This is a genomic window from Streptosporangium sp. NPDC001559 (assembly GCF_042893955.1).
GTDB lineage: Bacteria > Actinomycetota > Actinomycetes > Streptosporangiales > Streptosporangiaceae > Streptosporangium.
This window is the reverse complement of sequence record NZ_JBIAVG010000002.1, coordinates 144386-161292: the sequence shown is the minus strand read 5'-3', so window position 1 is coordinate 161292 and position 16907 is coordinate 144386. Positions and strand designations below refer to the sequence as shown.

At 71.7% G+C, this 16907-nt stretch carries 14 protein-coding genes; all 14 read right to left on the bottom strand.

Annotated elements, in window-relative coordinates; all coding sequences use genetic code 11:
- Window positions 1-46: 46 nt before the first annotated feature.
- The 14 genes from ACFYY8_RS04790 to ACFYY8_RS04725 all read right to left on the bottom strand — a co-directional run bounded on the left by ACFYY8_RS04790 (window position 47) and on the right by ACFYY8_RS04725 (window position 16870).
- Window positions 47-334 (bottom strand): YggT family protein, encoded by a 288-nt coding sequence (locus ACFYY8_RS04790; RefSeq protein WP_352009007.1) that lies wholly within the window; start codon window positions 332-334, stop codon window positions 47-49.
- A gap of 85 nt (window positions 335-419) precedes the next feature.
- Entirely contained in the window at window positions 420-923 is a 504-nt protein-coding gene (locus ACFYY8_RS04785; RefSeq protein WP_352009006.1) for a cell division protein SepF, read from the bottom strand.
- 120 nt (window positions 924-1043) lie between these two features.
- Window positions 1044-1709: a YggS family pyridoxal phosphate-dependent enzyme gene (locus ACFYY8_RS04780; protein ID WP_390037997.1), complete on the bottom strand. Its 666-nt coding sequence runs from the start codon at window positions 1707-1709 to the stop codon at window positions 1044-1046.
- A gap of 129 nt (window positions 1710-1838) precedes the next feature.
- Window positions 1839-3248: a cell division protein FtsZ gene (ftsZ, locus tag ACFYY8_RS04775; protein WP_390037182.1), complete on the bottom strand. Its 1410-nt coding sequence runs from the start codon at window positions 3246-3248 to the stop codon at window positions 1839-1841.
- A 224-nt stretch (window positions 3249-3472) separates the two neighbouring features.
- On the bottom strand, window positions 3473-4141 hold the full coding sequence (locus tag ACFYY8_RS04770; protein WP_390037180.1) for a cell division protein FtsQ/DivIB: 669 nt from the start codon (window positions 4139-4141) through the stop codon (window positions 3473-3475).
- A gap of 31 nt (window positions 4142-4172) precedes the next feature.
- Window positions 4173-5579 carry a UDP-N-acetylmuramate--L-alanine ligase gene (gene murC, locus ACFYY8_RS04765; RefSeq protein ID WP_390037178.1) on the bottom strand — a complete coding sequence of 469 codons (1407 nt, stop codon included), beginning with the start codon at window positions 5577-5579 and terminating at the stop codon, window positions 4173-4175.
- A gap of 273 nt (window positions 5580-5852) precedes the next feature.
- The gene (murG, locus tag ACFYY8_RS04760) at window positions 5853-6941 is read right to left on the bottom strand and encodes an undecaprenyldiphospho-muramoylpentapeptide beta-N-acetylglucosaminyltransferase (protein ID WP_352009002.1); all 1089 of its coding nucleotides are present in this window, start codon (window positions 6939-6941) and stop codon (window positions 5853-5855) included.
- 14 nt (window positions 6942-6955) lie between these two features.
- Entirely contained in the window at window positions 6956-8266 is a 1311-nt protein-coding gene (gene ftsW, locus ACFYY8_RS04755; protein WP_390037176.1) for a putative lipid II flippase FtsW, read from the bottom strand.
- Complete coding sequence (gene murD, locus ACFYY8_RS04750) at window positions 8263-9669, bottom strand: UDP-N-acetylmuramoyl-L-alanine--D-glutamate ligase (protein ID WP_390037174.1); 1407 nt, start codon at window positions 9667-9669, stop codon at window positions 8263-8265. Before murD ends, ftsW begins: the two co-directional genes overlap by 4 nt.
- Window positions 9651-10709: a phospho-N-acetylmuramoyl-pentapeptide-transferase gene (gene mraY / locus ACFYY8_RS04745; protein ID WP_390037172.1), complete on the bottom strand. Its 1059-nt coding sequence runs from the start codon at window positions 10707-10709 to the stop codon at window positions 9651-9653. Before mraY ends, murD begins: the two co-directional genes overlap by 19 nt.
- Entirely contained in the window at window positions 10706-12151 is a 1446-nt protein-coding gene (gene murF, locus ACFYY8_RS04740; RefSeq protein ID WP_390037170.1) for a UDP-N-acetylmuramoyl-tripeptide--D-alanyl-D-alanine ligase, read from the bottom strand. Before murF ends, mraY begins: the two co-directional genes overlap by 4 nt.
- 12 nt (window positions 12152-12163) lie before the next feature.
- Window positions 12164-13708 carry a UDP-N-acetylmuramoyl-L-alanyl-D-glutamate--2,6-diaminopimelate ligase gene (locus ACFYY8_RS04735; RefSeq protein WP_390037995.1) on the bottom strand — a complete coding sequence of 515 codons (1545 nt, stop codon included), beginning with the start codon at window positions 13706-13708 and terminating at the stop codon, window positions 12164-12166.
- A gap of 40 nt (window positions 13709-13748) precedes the next feature.
- Window positions 13749-16400 (bottom strand): penicillin-binding transpeptidase domain-containing protein, encoded by a 2652-nt coding sequence (locus ACFYY8_RS04730; protein WP_390037168.1) that lies wholly within the window; start codon window positions 16398-16400, stop codon window positions 13749-13751.
- Window positions 16397-16870 carry a hypothetical protein gene (locus tag ACFYY8_RS04725; RefSeq protein WP_390037166.1) on the bottom strand — a complete coding sequence of 158 codons (474 nt, stop codon included), beginning with the start codon at window positions 16868-16870 and terminating at the stop codon, window positions 16397-16399. The genes ACFYY8_RS04730 and ACFYY8_RS04725 overlap by 4 nt, the downstream gene beginning before the upstream one ends.
- Between the last annotated feature and the right edge of the window lie 37 nt (window positions 16871-16907).

Sequence of the window (16907 nt, the reverse complement as noted above, 5' to 3'; positions counted from 1 at the left end):
CGGTCTCCTTGGCGCGCTTGGAGTCTGTCCGGAGGACGGTACCCGATCAACGAAGCGCGGACACGAGTTGGATCAAGCCCAAGACCCCAATGAACAGCATGGTGAAGCTTAGGTCAAAGGCCACCGTACCCAACCGGAGTGGTGGAATGAAACGTCGGAGGAACTTGAGGGGTGGGTCAGTCAGTGTGTACACGACTTCCGCCAGGACCAGGACGACCCCGGTGGGACGCCACTGGCGGGCGAACGACTGCACCATCTCAAGCACGATCCTGCCGATCAGCAGAACCAGGTAGAGGGACAGGACGGCGACCACGATCTCGCTAATGATCCCCACGGCCCGTACCCACCTCCATTCCGCTGCTCCGCCGCCCCCGGTCTCGTACGGACCCGTCCGGCCGGTAACTGTTCATGGTGGAACTCTAGCTCTGGTTGAAGAACCCGCGTTCCGCTATTCGAGCCTTGTCCTCAGCGGTCACCTCGACATTGGCAGGGGACAGCAGGAACACCTTGTTGGTAACACGTTCAATGCTGCCGTGTAGGCCAAAGACAAGACCTGCCGCGAAATCCACAAGGCGCTTCGCGTCACTGTCAACCATCTCGGTCAAATTCATGATGACCGGAGTACCGTCGCGGAAATGCTCACCGATCGTACGGGCCTCGTTGTAGGTCCTGGGATGAAGCGTGGTGATGCGTGCCAGATCGGTCGTACGACGCTCCAGAACGGCCGTCGAAGGCCTCGGGGCGGGCACCCCCGGGTCGGTCTCGTCCTCACGGTCGTGGACCGTGCCAGGCCTCTCCTCGCCGGGTCTGCGCGAGTCTTCGAAATCCTCGTACTCGTCGTCGGGATAGCTGTCGTACCTCTCATAACGGTCGTCCTCGACAAGACCGAGGTAGACCGCCATCTTGCGCATCGCGCCGGCCATCGCTACTTCTTCCTCCGCCTTACCTCGACCTGTCTGGGGCGGTAGCCGCACCCCCTTGGAGCTCACCACCGAACGACCTCTGTGTGGGCATGTGGACGCCAAGGTCCACTTGGAGGGACATTACCTGACGAAGGGCTTTCTACGACCGAGCAACGCCGTACCGACACGCAGGTGTGTCGCGCCGTTCGCGACGGCCTCCGCCAGATCACCGCTCATCCCCGCGGAGATGACGACCGCCTCCGGGTGGTCCGCCCGTACGGCCTCCGCGATCTCCCGAAGCCTCGCGAACGCCCTGCCGGGCTCCTGTCCCAGCGGCGCCACGGCCATCACCCCGCCGAGCCGTACCCCCTCGGCCTCTGCGACGGCGTCCGCCAGGGCCGTGACCTGGGCGGGAACGACCCCGCCTCGCCCCGGGTCGTCGTCCAGGGCCACCTGTACCAGACATGTGATCTCCCTGCCCGCCCGGACCGCCTCGTGGCTGAGCGCGGTCACCAGGCGTGGGCGGTCGACCGAGTGGACGACGTCCGCGTAGCCGACCACGGAACGGGCCTTGTTGGTCTGCAACTGACCGATGAAGTGCCAGGTCAGCCCAAGGTCCGCGCACTCGCGAGCCTTGGCGGAGGCCTCCTGGTCACGGTTCTCCCCCACGTTCCGCACCCCGAGCGACGCCAGCAGGCGCACGTCGGAGGCGGGGTAGGTCTTGCTCACCGCGACGAGCGTCAACTCCTCGCGGGTACGGCCCGCGGCCTTGCAGGCCTCGGTGATGGTCGCCTCGACCGCGGCCATACCGGCCGCGATCTCGTCACGTCGTGTTGTCTCCGTCACATCTCCGCCGCTCGAACGCTGGGAAACCGGCGGAGCCCATTCTTCCCGCCACGGCCAGGTGGCCCGTCGCCCGCCTGGCCGTGAGCAATGTCACTTCAGGAAGTCGGGGACGTCGAGCTCCTCCTCCTGCTCCTCGAAGACCACCTGCCGCCGCCTCGCGGGGTCGGGGACCCTGGCGGAGATAGGGGTCGGCTGAGGCGGCTCGGGCGCCGGGCGCGGGATCGACACCGGCGGGGTGAGGGGCTCCTCCGCCCTGGGCGGCTCGGCCTGCTCAGCCGCGGGCGGCGTGTGGGGAACGTGCTGGACCGGCTGGGGTGTGTGGTGCGGCGGGGTCTCCACGACGGGCGGCGGAGGCGGAGGCGTGCTGACCACCGGCCTGACCTGGGCCGCGGGCTGCTCGGCCCTCGGCTCCGCCCTGGACTCGGCCTTCACCGTCGGCGCGGGCGGGCGCATCTGCACGCCCACGGAGGGAGGCGGGGGGACCTGGGCCGGGCGGCCCTGGGGCTGCTGACGCGGCGGCGGCTGCGCCGCGGCCTCCTTCTTGTCCTCCGCCACGGGCTCGTCGAACCCGGCCGCGATCACCGTGACACGCACCTCGTCACCCAGCGCGTCGTCGATGACCGTACCGAAGATGATGTTGGCGTCGGGCGCCGCCGCGCTCGAGACGAGCTGGGCCGCCTCGTTGATCTCGAAGAGACCGAGGTCGGAGCCGCCCGCGATCGACAGCAGCACGCCGTGCGCGCCGTCGATGCTGGCCTCAAGCAGCGGACTGGAGACGGCCATCTCCGCCGCCGCGACCGACCGGTCGTCGCCACGCGCGTGCCCGATGCCCATCAGGGCCGAGCCCGCCCCGGACATGACCGACTTCACGTCGGCGAAGTCCAGGTTGATCAGGCCGGGGGTGGTGATCAGGTCGGTGATGCCCTGGACACCCGAGAGCAGCACCTGGTCGGCCGCCTTGAAGGCGTCGAGCACGCTCACCTGCCGGTCGGAGATCGACAGCAGCCGGTCGTTGGGGATCACGATGAGGGTGTCGACCTCCTCGCGGAGCGTCTCGATGCCCGCCTCGGCCTGCATCGCCCGCCGCCTGCCCTCGAAGCTGAAGGGCCGGGTCACCACGCCGATGGTCAGCGCGCCGAGGGAGCGCGCGATGTTGGCCACGACCGGAGCGCCGCCCGTGCCCGTGCCACCGCCCTCTCCGGCGGTGACGAACACCATGTCGGCGCCCTTGATGACCTCTTCGATCTCCTCACGGTGGTCCTCGGCCGCCTTGCGCCCGACTTCGGGGTTGGCCCCCGCGCCGAGGCCGCGGGTGAGTTCGCGCCCGACGTCGAGCTTGACGTCGGCGTCACTCATCAGCAGCGCCTGGGCGTCGGTATTGATGGCGATGAACTCGACGCCCTTGAGTCCCTCCTCGATCATCCGGTTGACGGCGTTGACTCCGCCTCCGCCGATTCCTACAACCTTGATGACCGCGAGGTAGTTCTGCGGTGCTGCCACGACGAGGGGCCTTTCCGCTCGTTGACTTGCAATTTCATGCGGCACGGGGCCCGTGCCGTCGTTTCCAAAACCCTCACCCTCAAGTTGAGATTTAGATTTATGTCAACCTGAGGAGTGATACGGACAGTAGGAGTTGCCTCCAGGTGGGTCAACTAACCGCGCCGCAAGGCGTGCCCGGCGTGTCGCGGGCCGTCCTTTTCCAGGAAGGCCCGTCCTGCCGTGGATCACTTCACCGTCACGACGTCCGGGGAGCTCACGTCGTAACTGTCGGCAGGACGTTTCAGCAGCGTGAGGAGGATGTCCGCCTTGTCGGCCGGACGGTCGGGACCCCCCCACACGACCTCCCTGCCGTCCTTGAGGCGCAGCGAGACCGTCTCCGATGAGGGCGCGAGAACCTCCGCCACCCTCGGGGCCAGACTCGGCGGCAGCGCGCCTATGACGCTCAGCGCGGCCAGCGTGGCCGGGTCGCCCGTCTGCGGACGGTCGACCCGCAGCAGCGGAAGCATCGGCGGCCTGACGACTGCGACCTCGGTGACCACGCCGTGCCGGTCCACGACCGCGAACTTCCCGCCGACCGGGATCGCGGCCACCGGCTCGCGCTCGACCACCTTCACCCTCAGGGTGCCCGGCCAGTCCCGGCTGACCGAGGCCGACTCGATCTGCCTGATCTGCCTGAGCCTGCCCGTGACCTCGGCCACGTCGACGGTGGCCAGCGGCGCGCCGTCGGCCACCCCCGTCGCCTGCCGGATCTGCTCGGCGGGGATGGTCAGGTTGCCGGCCACCTGGATGTCCCGCACCCCCAGAACAGGGGAGAGGAACACCAGCCAGGCGGCGCTGCCGACCACCCCCGCGGTGAGCAGCGCCAGGAAGGCGGGCCGCCACACGCCGTTCATCGCCTCACCCCGTCCCGCCCCCCGGCCCGGGTCACCGTACGGCCAGCTCCGCCACGATCAGGGGGCCGAGTTCGGTCACGTCACCGGCGCCCATGGTGAGCACGATGTCGCCCGGCCTGGCGCGCCCCGCGATCAGGGCGGGGACGCTCTCCCGCTGCGGCGCGTAGACCACCTGTTCCCCGGGGAGCGGCACCCTTTCCGCGACCATGGCGCCGGAGACACCCGGTTCCGGATCCTCGCGGGCGCCGTAGACGTCCAGGACGACGGCCTCGTCGGCCAGGCCGAGGGCGGCGCCGAACTCGTCGGCGAAGAACCTGGTGCGCGAGTAGAGGTGGGGCTGGAAGACCGCGATCACCCTCCCCGAGCCGGAGAAGGACGCCACGACGTCACGCGCCGCCCGCAGGTCGGCCGCCAGCTCGGTCGGGTGGTGCGCGTAGCTGTCGAAGACCGCCACTCCCCCCGCCTCGCCCTTGGCCTCGAAACGGCGCTTGGCCCCGGTGAATGCGGCCAGCCCGTCCCGGATCTCGTCGAAGGACACCCCGAGCTCCGCCGCGACCGCGACGGCCGCCGCGGCGTTGAGCGCGTTGTGACGGCCGGGGACCGAGAGCCTGACCTCCCCGTGGCCGACGACCGTGAAGCACACACCCAGGCCGTCGGGGACGACATCGGTGATCCTGAGGTCGGCCTCCTCCGCCGCGCCGTACGTGGTCACCTTCAGGCCGCGCGCGCGGGCGATCGGGATGAGGGCGGCCGAGCCGGGGTCGTCGGCACAGACGATCATCGATCGTCCTACCCGCTCGGTGAACCTGGCGAAGCTGTCGTACACCGCCCTGGGGTCGCCGTAGTTGTCCAGGTGATCCGGCTCGACGTTGGTCACCACCGCGATGTCGGGGGCCAGCATGAGGAAGGAGCCGTCGCTCTCGTCGGCCTCGGCGACGAACACCCCGCCCGCGCCCTCGTCCGCGCCGAGACCGGTGGTCACCAGCTGGCCGCCGACACAGTAGGACGGGTCGGTGCCGCACTTCTGCAGCGCGACCGTGAGCATCGAGGTCGTGGTGGTCTTGCCATGGGTCCCCGCGACGGCGATCCCGGTACGGCCCGCCATGACGGAGGCCAGCGCGGCCGCCCTGGGGATCACCCGCAACCCCTGCCGCAGCGCCTCGCCGAGTTCGGGGTTGGAGTCGCGGATCGCGGTCGAGACCACGACGGTGTCGACGTTCTTGATGTGCGAGGCGGCGTGACCGATGTGGATCCTGCCGCCCAGCTCCCGCAGCTCGGTCACCAGCTCCGAACCGCGCGAGTCGCTGCCCGAGACGGGCACGCCGCGCTTGAGCAGGATGCGGGCGATGCCGGACATCCCCGCGCCGCCGATCCCGATGAAGTGCACCCGGCCGAGATCCTCGGCCGCGACCGGGTCGACCAGTTTGACCAGGCTCATCGCTCGCCCGCCCCTCCTCGTCCGCCACGCGGGCGTTCCCGCCCTTCGAGGACCCGCCTTCCCGCCATGAACCGCTCCCCCCGCTCGCTCACCACTCGGCCGGCCTCGTCCCTCGACCGCCCGCTCCACTCACTCCACGGAGCTCGTTCCCCACCCATGGGTCACTCCCCCGCTCGCTCACTCCGCGGCCGGCCTCGTCCCTCAGCCGCCCGCTCCACTCACTCCACGGAGCTCGTTCCCGTCCGTGGGTCACTCTCCCCGCTCGCTCCCGGCTCACCGCTTCGCCTCGGCCGCGATCTGCAGCACCCTGCGGGCGAGCGTCACGTCGGCGTCCTTGCGGCCCATCCGCACCGCGGCCTCGGACATGGCGACCACGCGCTCGGGGTCGGACAGGATGGGCAGCACGTTCTGGATGATCCACTCCGGCGACAGGTCCGCGTCGTCGACCATGAGACCACCACCCGCCTGCACGATCGGCTCGGCGTTGAGCCGCTGCTCGCCGTTGCCGTGCGGAAGCGGGATGTAGGCCGCGGGCAGGCCGACGGCGGTCAGCTCGGCGCAGGTCATCGCGCCGCTCCGGCACAGCGCGAAGTCGGCCGCCGCGTAGGCCAGGTCCATCCGGTCGACGTACTGCAGCACGACGTACTGCGGATCACCGCGAGGCGGCTCGTACTCAAGTGTGTTCTTCGGGCCGATGACGTGCAGCACCTGCACCCCCGCCCTGCGCAGCGCGGCGGCGGCGCCCAGGGCCGCCCCGTTGAGGGACCGCGCGCCCTGCGAGCCGCCGGTGACCAGCAGCGTCGGCAGGTCGGCCTCAAGACCGAACCAGGAACGCGCCTTGTCCCCCATCGAGAGCCGGTCCAGTCCCACGATCTCCCGGCGAAGCGGGATGCCCACGTGCTGCGCCTTGGGCAGCGGCGTGTTCGGGTGCCCGGTGAACACGTGGTCGGTGAGCCGGGCGCCCAGCCGGTTGGCCAGGCCCGGCCTCGGGTTGGCCTCGTGGACCACGATCGGCACACCACGTCTGCGCGCCCCCAGGTAGGCGGGGGTCGCCACGTAACCGCCGAAGCCGACCAGCACGTCGGCCTGGACCCGCTCCATGATGCTCGCGGCCGTGTTGATGGCCCCGGCCAGGCGTCCCGGCACGGTGAGCAGCTGGGGCGTGAGAGCCCTGGGCAGCGGGACGGCGGGCACGAGCTGTAGCTCGTAGCCCCGGGCGGGCACCAGCCTGGTCTCCAGGCCACGCTCGGTGCCGAGGCAGGTGATCCCGATGTTCGGGTCCAGTTGGCGCAGCGCGTCGGCCAGAGCCAGCGCCGGTTCGATGTGACCGGCCGTCCCGCCGCCTGCGAGGACCACCCTCATGTCGGTCCTTTCACTTATCGTCTCTCTCGGGCCGGCCGTCGTTTCCGCGCCGGACCACCCAGGCCAAGCCAGCTTAGGCCCCGCGCAACCGGTCCGGGGCCACGCAGGGCGAGAGCCTCGCGCGCTCCGGGTTCCTGTTTGGCGAAGGAGAGCAGCATGCCGAGGGCGGCCAGGGTCGGCAAAAGCGCCGACCCTCCGTAGGACACCAGGGGCAACGGGATGCCGGTGATGGGCAGCACCCCGATGACCGCCCCGATGTTCACGATCGCCTGTCCGGCGATCCAGGCGACGGCGGCCGCGGAGGCCAGACGGACGAAGGGGTCCTTGACCCTGGTCGCCACCCGCAGTCCCGCGTAGCCGAGCAGGCCGAACAGGGCGATCACCACGAGGGTGCCCATCAGGCCGAGTTCCTCACCGAGGATGGAGAAGATGAAGTCGCTCTCCGCGTGCGGGAGCCTGCCCCACTTCGCCCTGCTCGACCCGAGCCCCAGCCCGAACCAGCCGCCGCTGCCGATCGCGATCTGTCCCTGGACCGCCTGGTAGCCGGTCGTCTGGGCGTTGGCCCACGGGTTGAGCCAGCCCTCGATGCGGTCCGAGCGGTAGCCCTCGGTGCTGATCATGATGACGGTCGCGAGCGACGCGACCGCCAGCACGCCTCCGAACAGCCGCAGCGGGGCGCCGACCACCCACAGCAGCGACAGGAAGATCAGCAGCAGCACCAGCGTGGTGCCGAGGTCGCTCCCCAGCATGACCATGACGGCCAGGATCACGGTGCCCGGCATCAACGGGATGAACAGGTTGCGCCACTCGATCATCCCGCCCCGCGCCTTGCGGGCCAGTAGATCGGCGCCCCACAACAGCAGCCCCAGCTTGGCCGGCTCCGAGGGCTGCAGATAGACGGGGCCCAGGTCGATCCAGCGCTGCGCGCCGAGCTGGGAGGTGCCGACGAACAGCACCAGGACCAGCGCGAGCACCGACAGGACCATCAGCGGGTATCCGGCGAGCCTGAAGAACCGCTGGGGCAGCAGCGAGCAGATCCACATGAGCGGGATGCCGAGGCCGACCGAGATCGACTGCTTGAAGAACCAGTAGAACGGGCTCCCCATCTCCTGCATGGCCTCGACGCTCGACGCGGAGAGCACCATCATCAGACCCAGGGCCAGCAGCAGCGCGCTGCAGCCGAGGATCAGATAGTAGGAGGTCAGAGGACGGTTGAGCAGCTCACGGAAGGCGGTCAGGTGCTCATGGGTCCTCGCCGTCCCCCCGGCCTCCGCGCGGCGCGCGGTCCTGCGGCGCCCGACGTCCTCCTGCGCCGCGGTGCTCACTCCGGCCCGCCGTCACGTCCGTCCGCGAGCCGGTGTACGGCCCGCGCGAACGCCTCCCCCCTCGCTGGGTAGCCGGCGAACATGTCGAGGGAGGCTCCCGCCGGAGCCAGCAGCACGGTGTCCCCGGGGGCTGCGAGCCTGGCGGCTTCGGTGACGACGCGGTCCATGACCCCAGTGTCTTGCCCCGCCACCTCAACCACCGGAACATTCTCGGCGTGTCGCGCCAGAGCCTGACGAATTCGCTCACGGTCGGCGCCCAGCAGCACCGCGCCACGCAGGCGGGGGGCGGCCCGCCGTACCAGGTCGTCCACCTCGGCGCCCTTGAGCTGCCCTCCGGCGACCCAGACGATCGACGGATAGGCGGCCAGAGAGGCCGCGGCGGCGTGCGGGTTGGTCGCCTTGGAGTCGTCCACGTAGTCGACCTCGCCGACCCGGGCGACGTGCGCGATCCTGTGCGGGTCGGGGGCGAAGTCCAGCAGGCCCCGCCGTACGGCCTCGGGGGGGACCCCGTAGGACCTGGCCAGCGCCGCAGCGGCCAGGGCGTTGGCCACATTGTGCGGCGCGAAGGGCCTGACGTCGGACAGGGAGGCGAGTTCCTCGGCCGCACGGGCCGGGTCGGCCACGAAGGCCCGGTCGACGAGCAGGTCCTCGACCACCCCGACCTGTCCCGGCCCCGGCACGCCGAGGGTGAACCCCACCGCCCGCCCCTCCCCCAGGTACGGCAGCGCCAGCCGGGCGGGCCAGTCGTCGTCGGCGTTGTAGACGACCGTGCCCGCCCTGGCGAAGATCTCCCCCTTGACCCGGGCGTACTCCTCAAGGGAGCCGTGCCAGTCGATGTGGTCGGGGGCGACGTTGAGCAGGGCCGCGGCGTGCGGGGCCAGGCCCGGCGAGCGGTGCAGCTGGAAGCTGGACAACTCGACCGCCAGCACGTCCCAGGGGCCGGTGACCGCCTCGACGACGGGGGTGCCGACGTTGCCGACGGCCAGCGCCCGGTGCCCGGCCGCGTTCAGCATCGAGGTGAGCATCCTGACCGCGGTGGTCTTGCCGTTGGTGCCGGTCAGTGCCAGCCACGGCGCGGCGCCCTCGGGCCGCAGCCGCCAGGCCAGCTCGACCTCGCTGACGACCTCGACGCCCGCCCGCGCCGCGGCGAGCATCAACGGGTGGCTCGGCGGCCAGCCGGTGGTGACCACCAGGCCGGTGCCCTCGGGAAGCTCCTGCGCGGGGGCGCCGAGGCGGACCTCGACGCCCGCCTCGGCCAGCTCGGCCGCGGTCTTCCTGACCCGTTCGCCGTCGCCGCTCTCGACGACGACCACCTTCTCTCCCCTGGCGGCCATGGCACGGGCGGCGGCGGCGCCCGAGACGCCGAGTCCGGCGACGCAGATCATCACTGCTTCGGCATCCATTCCACGTAGAACAGCCCGAGACCGGCGGCGGCGCACAGGGCCGCGATGAGCCAGAAGCGGACCACGATGGTCGTCTCGGCCCAGCCGGACAACTCGAAGTGGTGCTGGAGGGGGGCCATTCTGAAGACGCGTTTACCCGTCATCTTGAACGAGCCCACCTGGATGATCACCGACAGGGTGATGAGCACGCACATACCGGCCAGGATGATCAGCAGGAGCTGGGTGCGGGTGGTGATGGCCAGGCCCGCGATCACACCGCCCAGCGCCAGCGACCCGGTGTCGCCCATGAAGATCTTGGCGGGCGGGGCGTTCCACCACAGGAAGCCCAGCAACGCGCCGAGCACGGCCGCCGCGACGACGGCCACGTCCAGCGGATCACGGACCCAGTAACAGTTGGGACCGAGCTGGGTGGTGCAGTTGTTGCGCAGCTGCCAGTTGCCGATCAGCACGTAGGAGGCGAGCACGACGCCGGTCGCGCCGCTGGCCAGACCGTCCAGGCCGTCGGTGAGGTTCACCGCGTTCGAGAAGCCCACGATCATGATGAGCACCCAGATCGTGAACCCGACGATGCCGATGGAGGGCCCGAAGTCCCGCAGGAACGACACGCGGGTGTCGGCCGGGGTGATCAGGTGGCCGTCGGGGAAGCGGGTCACCAGGATCGCGAAGACGGCGCCGACGACGAGCTGGCCCAGGGCCTTGGCGCCGCTGCGCAGGCCGAGGCTGCGCTGCTTGTAGATCTTGATGAAGTCGTCGAGGAAGCCGACCGCGCCCAGGCCCGTCATCAGGAACAGCACCAGGCTCGCGGAGGGGGTCGGCAGGGTCCTGCTGTACAGGTGGGCGCAGGTGAAGCCGAGCAGCGCCGCGATCACGATGACGGTGCCGCCCATGGTCGGCGTGCCGCGCTTGTCGTGGTGGCCGGAGGGCCCCTCCTCCCGGATGCTCTGGCCGTAGCCTCTTCTGGAGAACAGGCGGATCGCCAGCGGAGTGCCGAACATCGACAGCAGCAGTCCGACCGCCGCCGCGATGAGGATCTCCATCATTGGCGCTCACCCCCGGTCAGGGCCTGCGCGACGCGTTCGAGGCCGGTGACGCGCGGTCCCTTGACCAGCACCACGTCGCCGGGGGCGAGCAGCGCCGTGAGCCCGGCCGAGGCCTCCTCGACGTCGGCCACGTGAACGACTCTGGTGCGGGGCGGCCCTCCCGGCGGCGTCTCCTGAGGTGCCCCCGGTGGCGCCCCCGCCTCGGGCCCGTCCGTGACGGACGCCGCGCCCGCCAGAACCGGGGCGGCGTCGGAGCCGACCACGAACAGGGCCTCCAGGCCCGAGCTCGCGGCCATCCGCCCGACCTCGGCGTTCAGCGCGTCGCCGTCCTCACCGAGCTCCCGCAGGGCGGCGATGACCGCGAACCTGCGCCTGCCGCCCGCCAGGGCGTCCAGGGCGCCGAAGGCGGCGCGCATGGAGTCGGGGTTGGCGTTGTAGGCGTCGTTGATCACGGTGACGCCGTCCGGCCTGTCGCTGACCGCCATCCGCCAGCGGCTGCGCGGCTCGGCCTCCGACAGTTCCTCGGCGATGGCGGCGACCGGCAGGCCGAGCTCGTAGGCGACGGCCGCGGCGGCCAGCGCGTTCTCCACGGCGTGCTCGCCGTACAGACGCAGGGCGACCGGCGCGGTCCCCGACGGGGTGCGCAGCGTGAAACGGGCCCGGCCCCGCTCGTCGAGGGTCACCTCCTCGGCGCGTACCGTCGCCCGCGGCCCCCTGCCGAACCAGGTGACGCGGGCGGCGGTGCGCCCGGCCATCCCGGCGACCAGCGGGTCGTCGGCGTTCAGTACGGCCACGCCGTCCGCGGGCAGCGCCTCGACCAGCTCACCCTTGGCCTGCGCGATGGCCTCCTTGCCGCCGAAGACGCCCAGGTGGGCGGTTCCGACGTTGAGGACGACGCCGATCCTGGGCGGCGCGATGCGGGCGAGGTCCGCGATGTGACCCGCGTGCCTGGCGCTGAGTTCGAGCACCAGGTAACGGGTCTCCTCATCGGCCCTCATGACGGTCAGGGGGTGGCCGATCTCGTTGTTGAACGACTCGACGGGGGCGATCGTCGGACCGAGCCTGGCGGCGAGCCGGGCCAGCAGGTCCTTGGTCGTGGTCTTGCCCGCCGATCCGGTCACGCCGATGACGGTGGCCAGCGGCAGCTCGGCGGCCACGGCGGTGGCCAGCGCGGCGAGCGCCGCCAGGATGTCGCCGACGACGACCGCGGGGGCGTCGACGGGCCTGGAGGCCAGAACCGCGGTGGCTCCCGCCTCGACGGCCCCGGCTGCGAAGTCGTGCCCGTCCGCCCGCGTGCCCTTGATTGCCACGAACAGCGACCCCGGCTCCACGGCCCGGGAGTCGATGACGACCGGGCCGCGCACCACGGCACGGGGATCGGCCATGCCGGCGAGGGCGCCCGAGGTGATCTCGGCGATCCTGGCCAGCGGCAACGGGATCATGATGAGTCTTCCCTACTCTCCATACGTGCTTGCGTGCCCGGGCCGGTCGCGTCGCCTGACGATCGCGTCGGCGACGACCCGCCTGTCGTCGAACGGGAGCACCTGGTCCCCGACGTACTGGCCCTGTTCGTGCCCCTTGCCCGCCACGACGACGACGTCGCCGTGGCCCGCCCCGGCGACGGCGAGGTCGATGGCGGCGGCCCGGTCCGGCTCAATGATCACATGTGCGCGTTCGTGCGGGGACACGGCGAGGACCCCGTCCAGCATCTCGGCGAGGATCCGCAGCGGGTCCTCGGAGCGCGGGTTGTCACTGGTGAGGATGGCCACGTCCGCGAGCCTGGCCGCCGCCTCCCCCATCATCGGCCGTTTCCCCTTGTCGCGGTCGCCGCCGCAGCCGAGCACCACGGTCAGCCTGCCCGTGGTGACCTCGCGCAGGGCGTTCAGCACCGACTCGACCGCGCCGGGTTTGTGGGAGTAGTCGACGATCGCCTGGAAGCCGTCGCCGCCCGGCACCCGTTCCATCCGGCCCGGTACTCCGGTCAGCGTCGCGACGCCCGCGACCGCGGCGCGCAGCGGTGCCCCTGACTCGACGAGGGCGACGATCGCACCCAGTGCGTTGGCGACGTTGAACGGCCCCGGCAGGGCCACCGTCGCCTCCTCCTCGACCCCTCCCGGACCCACCACGCGGAAGGCGCCGCCCTCGGCGTCCAGCCGGACGTCCACGGCCCGCCAGTCGGCCTCGGCCGCGCCCGACGCGGAGAAGGTGGTCATCGGGATCTTGCCGATGGCGAGAAGCTCCCGCCCGTGGGCGTCGTCGATGTTGACGACGCCCACCCGGCTCATCTCCGGGGTGAAGAGCCGGGTCTTGGCGGCGAAGTAGTCGTCGAGGTCCTTGTGGAAGTCGAGGTGGTCCTGCGACAGGTTGGTGAACAGCGCGACGTCGTAGAAGACCCCGTCGACGCGGCCCAGTGCCAGGGCGTGGCTCGAGACCTCCATCGCCGCGGCCGTCACTCCCTGCTCCCGCATGAGGGCGAACAACCCCTGCAGGTCGCTGGCCTCGGGAGTGGTGAGCTTCGGGGTGATGCGCAGCTCGCCCGCGTGGATCTCGACCCCGCCGATCAGGCCCGCCCGGTGGCCCGCGGCCCGCAGCCCCGCCTCCAGCATGAAGGCGATCGTGGACTTGCCGCTTGTCCCGGTCACACCGATGACCGTCACGGCGTCGGCGGGCCTGCCGTACACCCAGGCGGCGACCCTGCCGAGGACGGCGCGCGGGTCCGGCACGACGAGGACGGGCAGGCCGGTCGCGGCCGCCGTCTCACGCCCCTCGGGGTCGGTCAGGATCGCGCAGGCTCCCGCGGCCAGAGCCTGCGCGGAGAAGTCCGCGCCGTGGGAGGTGTTTCCCGGCAGGGCCACGTAGAGATCGCCGCGCTGGACCTGACGCGAGTCGATGGTGACCCCGGAGACCGGGGCCAGCGGCGCCCGCGACGCGCCCGAGGGCGCGCCGAGCAGGCTCGCCAGTCCCGAGAGCGGGCGGGGTGAGTTGTTCGAAGGTCGCATGGACGACGGGAAACGCACGGCGAGAGCGTACCTTCCCTGCTCATTCCCCGGCGCGTATCCGCACCGCGGGCGGCTTGGTTCCGGTCGGCGGGATCTTCTTGCTCTTCAACGCGAACGTCATCACTTTCTTGAAGACGGGAGCGGCGATCTCCCCACCGTAGTACCCCCTGTGGGGGTCCTGGACCACCGCGAGAACGACCAGGCGGGGCTTGTCCGCGGGGGCGAAGCCCACGAATGTCGCAGTGTATCCGCAGTAGCCCTGACATTTGGCGTCATAGCGCATCGCGGTGCCGGTCTTACCGGCCACACGGTAACCGTCGATGGCGGCGAGGTTGCCGGTGCCCTCCTCGCTCACGGCGGCCTCGAGCATGCCCGAGATCTGCGCCGCGGTGTCCTGCCCGATCACCCGGGTCCGCTCGGCGGGCGCCGCGGGGGTGAAGGCGCCCTCGGCGCCGGTCGTCCCCGCCACGATCTGCGGGGTGACGCGCACTCCGCCGTTGGCGATGGTCTGGTAGACGCTGGCGGTCTGCAGCGCGGTCACCGAGACGCCCTGGCCGTAGGCGACCGTGCAGCGCTGGCTGCCCGACCACTTGCGCCAGTCGGGCAGCAGCCCCGCCTCCTCGCCCGGCAGGCCGGTGCCCGGCTTGGCACCGAAGCCGAAGCGCTTCAGCATCTCGTAGAGCTTCTGGTCGCCGACCTTCTGCGCGGCCAGGATCGTGCCGACGTTGCTCGAAGTGGCCACGACACCGGAGAAGGTCAGCCGCTCGACCGGGTGCGGATGGGAGTCCCTGAGCACCTGGTCGGCGCAGCGGATGTTGTCTCTGACCGAGAACACGCTGTCCGGGTTGACCGCCCCGGACTCCAGGGCGGCCGCGGCCGTGATGACCTTGTTGGTGCTGCCCGGCTCGAACACGTCCGTCACCGAGCGGTTGACCCAGTCCTCCGGGGCGGTCTTCTGCCAGTTCTTCAGGTCGAGCTCGGGCGCGTTGGCCATGGCGAGCACGTGCCCGCTCGGCACATCCAGGACGATGGCGCTGCCCGTGCGCGCGCCGACGGCCTTGACCTGGTCGGCGATGGCCTTCTGCGCGGCCCACTGGATGTCGCGGTTGATGGTCAGGCGCACGCCCCCGCCGTCCACCGGCGTCTGCAGCGTGTTGCCGGTCATCGGGATGCGCTGCCCGCCGGCGCCCGTCTCGACGAGTTGCTCCCCGTCACGGCCTGCGAGCAGTTTGTTGTAGGTGCTCTCCAGCCCGCTCAGGCCGCTGCCGTCGGCGCCGATGAAGCCCAGCAGGGTGCCCGCGAGGTCACCGCCCGGGTAGTCGCGCCGGTAACGGTGCTTGCTGCCGACGCCCTTGAAGTCACGGTCCATGATCCGCTGGGCGACGACGGGGTCGACCGCCGCCGCCACCTGCTGGTAGCGGCCGCCCGCGGTGAACTTCGCCATGATCTGCTCTTTGGGCACGCCGAGTTCCGTGGCCAGGGCCGTGGCCACCCGGTCGCGCTGCTGCGGGGTGGTCACCACGCCGGGGTCGACGAAGATCTCGCGCGCCTCCAGGGTCAGCGCGAGTTCGTGGCCGTTGACGTCGGTGATCGACCCGCGCCGCGCGGGCAGCTTCTCCGGCCTGATCCGCTCGGCCGCCTTGGCCGCGTAGACCTTGGAGTCGAGGCCCTGAAGCTGGATCAGCCGCCCGGCGAAGATGGACAGCACGAAGGTCATCCCGATCAGGCCGATGCTGATCCGCCGTCCCGGGTTGCCCAGGCGCAGTACGGCGGGCGGACGCGCCGGGGGCCTGCCCCTGCCGGAGCCGGGATCGCCCGTCCAGCCGGCCCTGGAGACGAGTCCCTGGACCATCTGGGAGAAGGGCGAGGGCCGCGGAGGTCTGGGACCTCGCGGCGGGCCCGGTCTGCCCGGCGCCTCCGCGCGTGCCTGCCCCGCCGCCCTCGGTCGTGCCGAGCCGCCGCCCGCCTGCCCCGGTCCGGACGCCTGGCGGGACTGGCGGGCCTGCCCGGAGACGGGAGGAGCCTCCGCCCGTGACCCGGTCGTCCTGGAGCCCGCCGGCCTGCCGCCCCGCGTGGAGCCGTCCTGGGGGGTCCCCTGACGCGGACGGCCCGGCTGCCCGTTCGCGGGCCTGCCCGGAGAACCGCCCTGAGGCCCGCCCCGGCCGGCCGCCGGCCGTTCCTGGCGCGGCCTGCCCGCCGCCTGGGACCCGGTGCCCCTGTCCGGGGAGCCGCTCTTGGAGCCGCCCTGCTTACCGGGAGCGCCCTGCCTGGCCTGCCTGCCGGGGGCGCCCGGCCTGCCCGAGGTGCCCTCCGGGCGGGCCTGCCTGCCCGAGCCGCCCTGGGCTCCCTGCCCGTCCTGCCGTGCCGTACCGCCCGGCCTGCCGGTCGCGCCGTCGGGGCGCGGCCTGCCCGTACCGTCCTTGCGGCCGGAGGCGCCCGGCCGTCCTGAGCCCTGCTTCCTGCCGCCGTCGTGCCCGTCCTGCCCCTCAGGGCGCCGGGGACGGCCGGGCTCGCCCTGCCCGTCCTGACGGGGAGGGCGGCCCTGCGGACCCGGCTTTCCCGTGCCGTCCTGGCCCGAGGGTCTACCGGTACGGCCCGGCCCGCCCGGTCCCCTGCGGCCCGGGTTTCCGGCGGAACCGCCGCCCGAGCCGCCTCTGCCGGGTCTCGGGCCCCGCCCGCCGGTCTCTCTCACCGGCCCGTGCCCGGCGCTCGCTCCTGCCCCGCGGGCGTCTGGCCGTCGTTTCCGGCGGCGCCCACGGGGCTCTCCCCCGCGGCCCCCACCGGGGCGCCCTCCTTGGGCGTTCCCGGAGTCGGGCGGCCGGGGATCATGACGTTCGGGTTGTCCCAGTCGGGTTCGAGTCCCTGCTTCGCGGCGTTGCCCGCGAGCCATTCCGGGGTGTCCATCAGGGCGTTCTGGTGCTTGAGCGACTCCTTCTTCTGACGGAGCTGGTTGTTGCCGTTACGCAGCTCGTTGGCCCTGAAGGAGTCCTGGTTGAGGATCGTGTTCAGCAACTGGAGGCTGACCAGGCCGCCACAGAGCAGGCCGATGACGAGCAGCACGAACGGCGTGCGCGGCGCCTTCCGCCCGCGGGCCGCTGACGGTTTGGCCGCCCCCGCCGTCCCCGTCGCGGGAACGTTCCTGGCCGGACGCGTCCTGCGCACCTGGGGCATCGTGCGGGGAACGCGCGTGGGCCGTCCG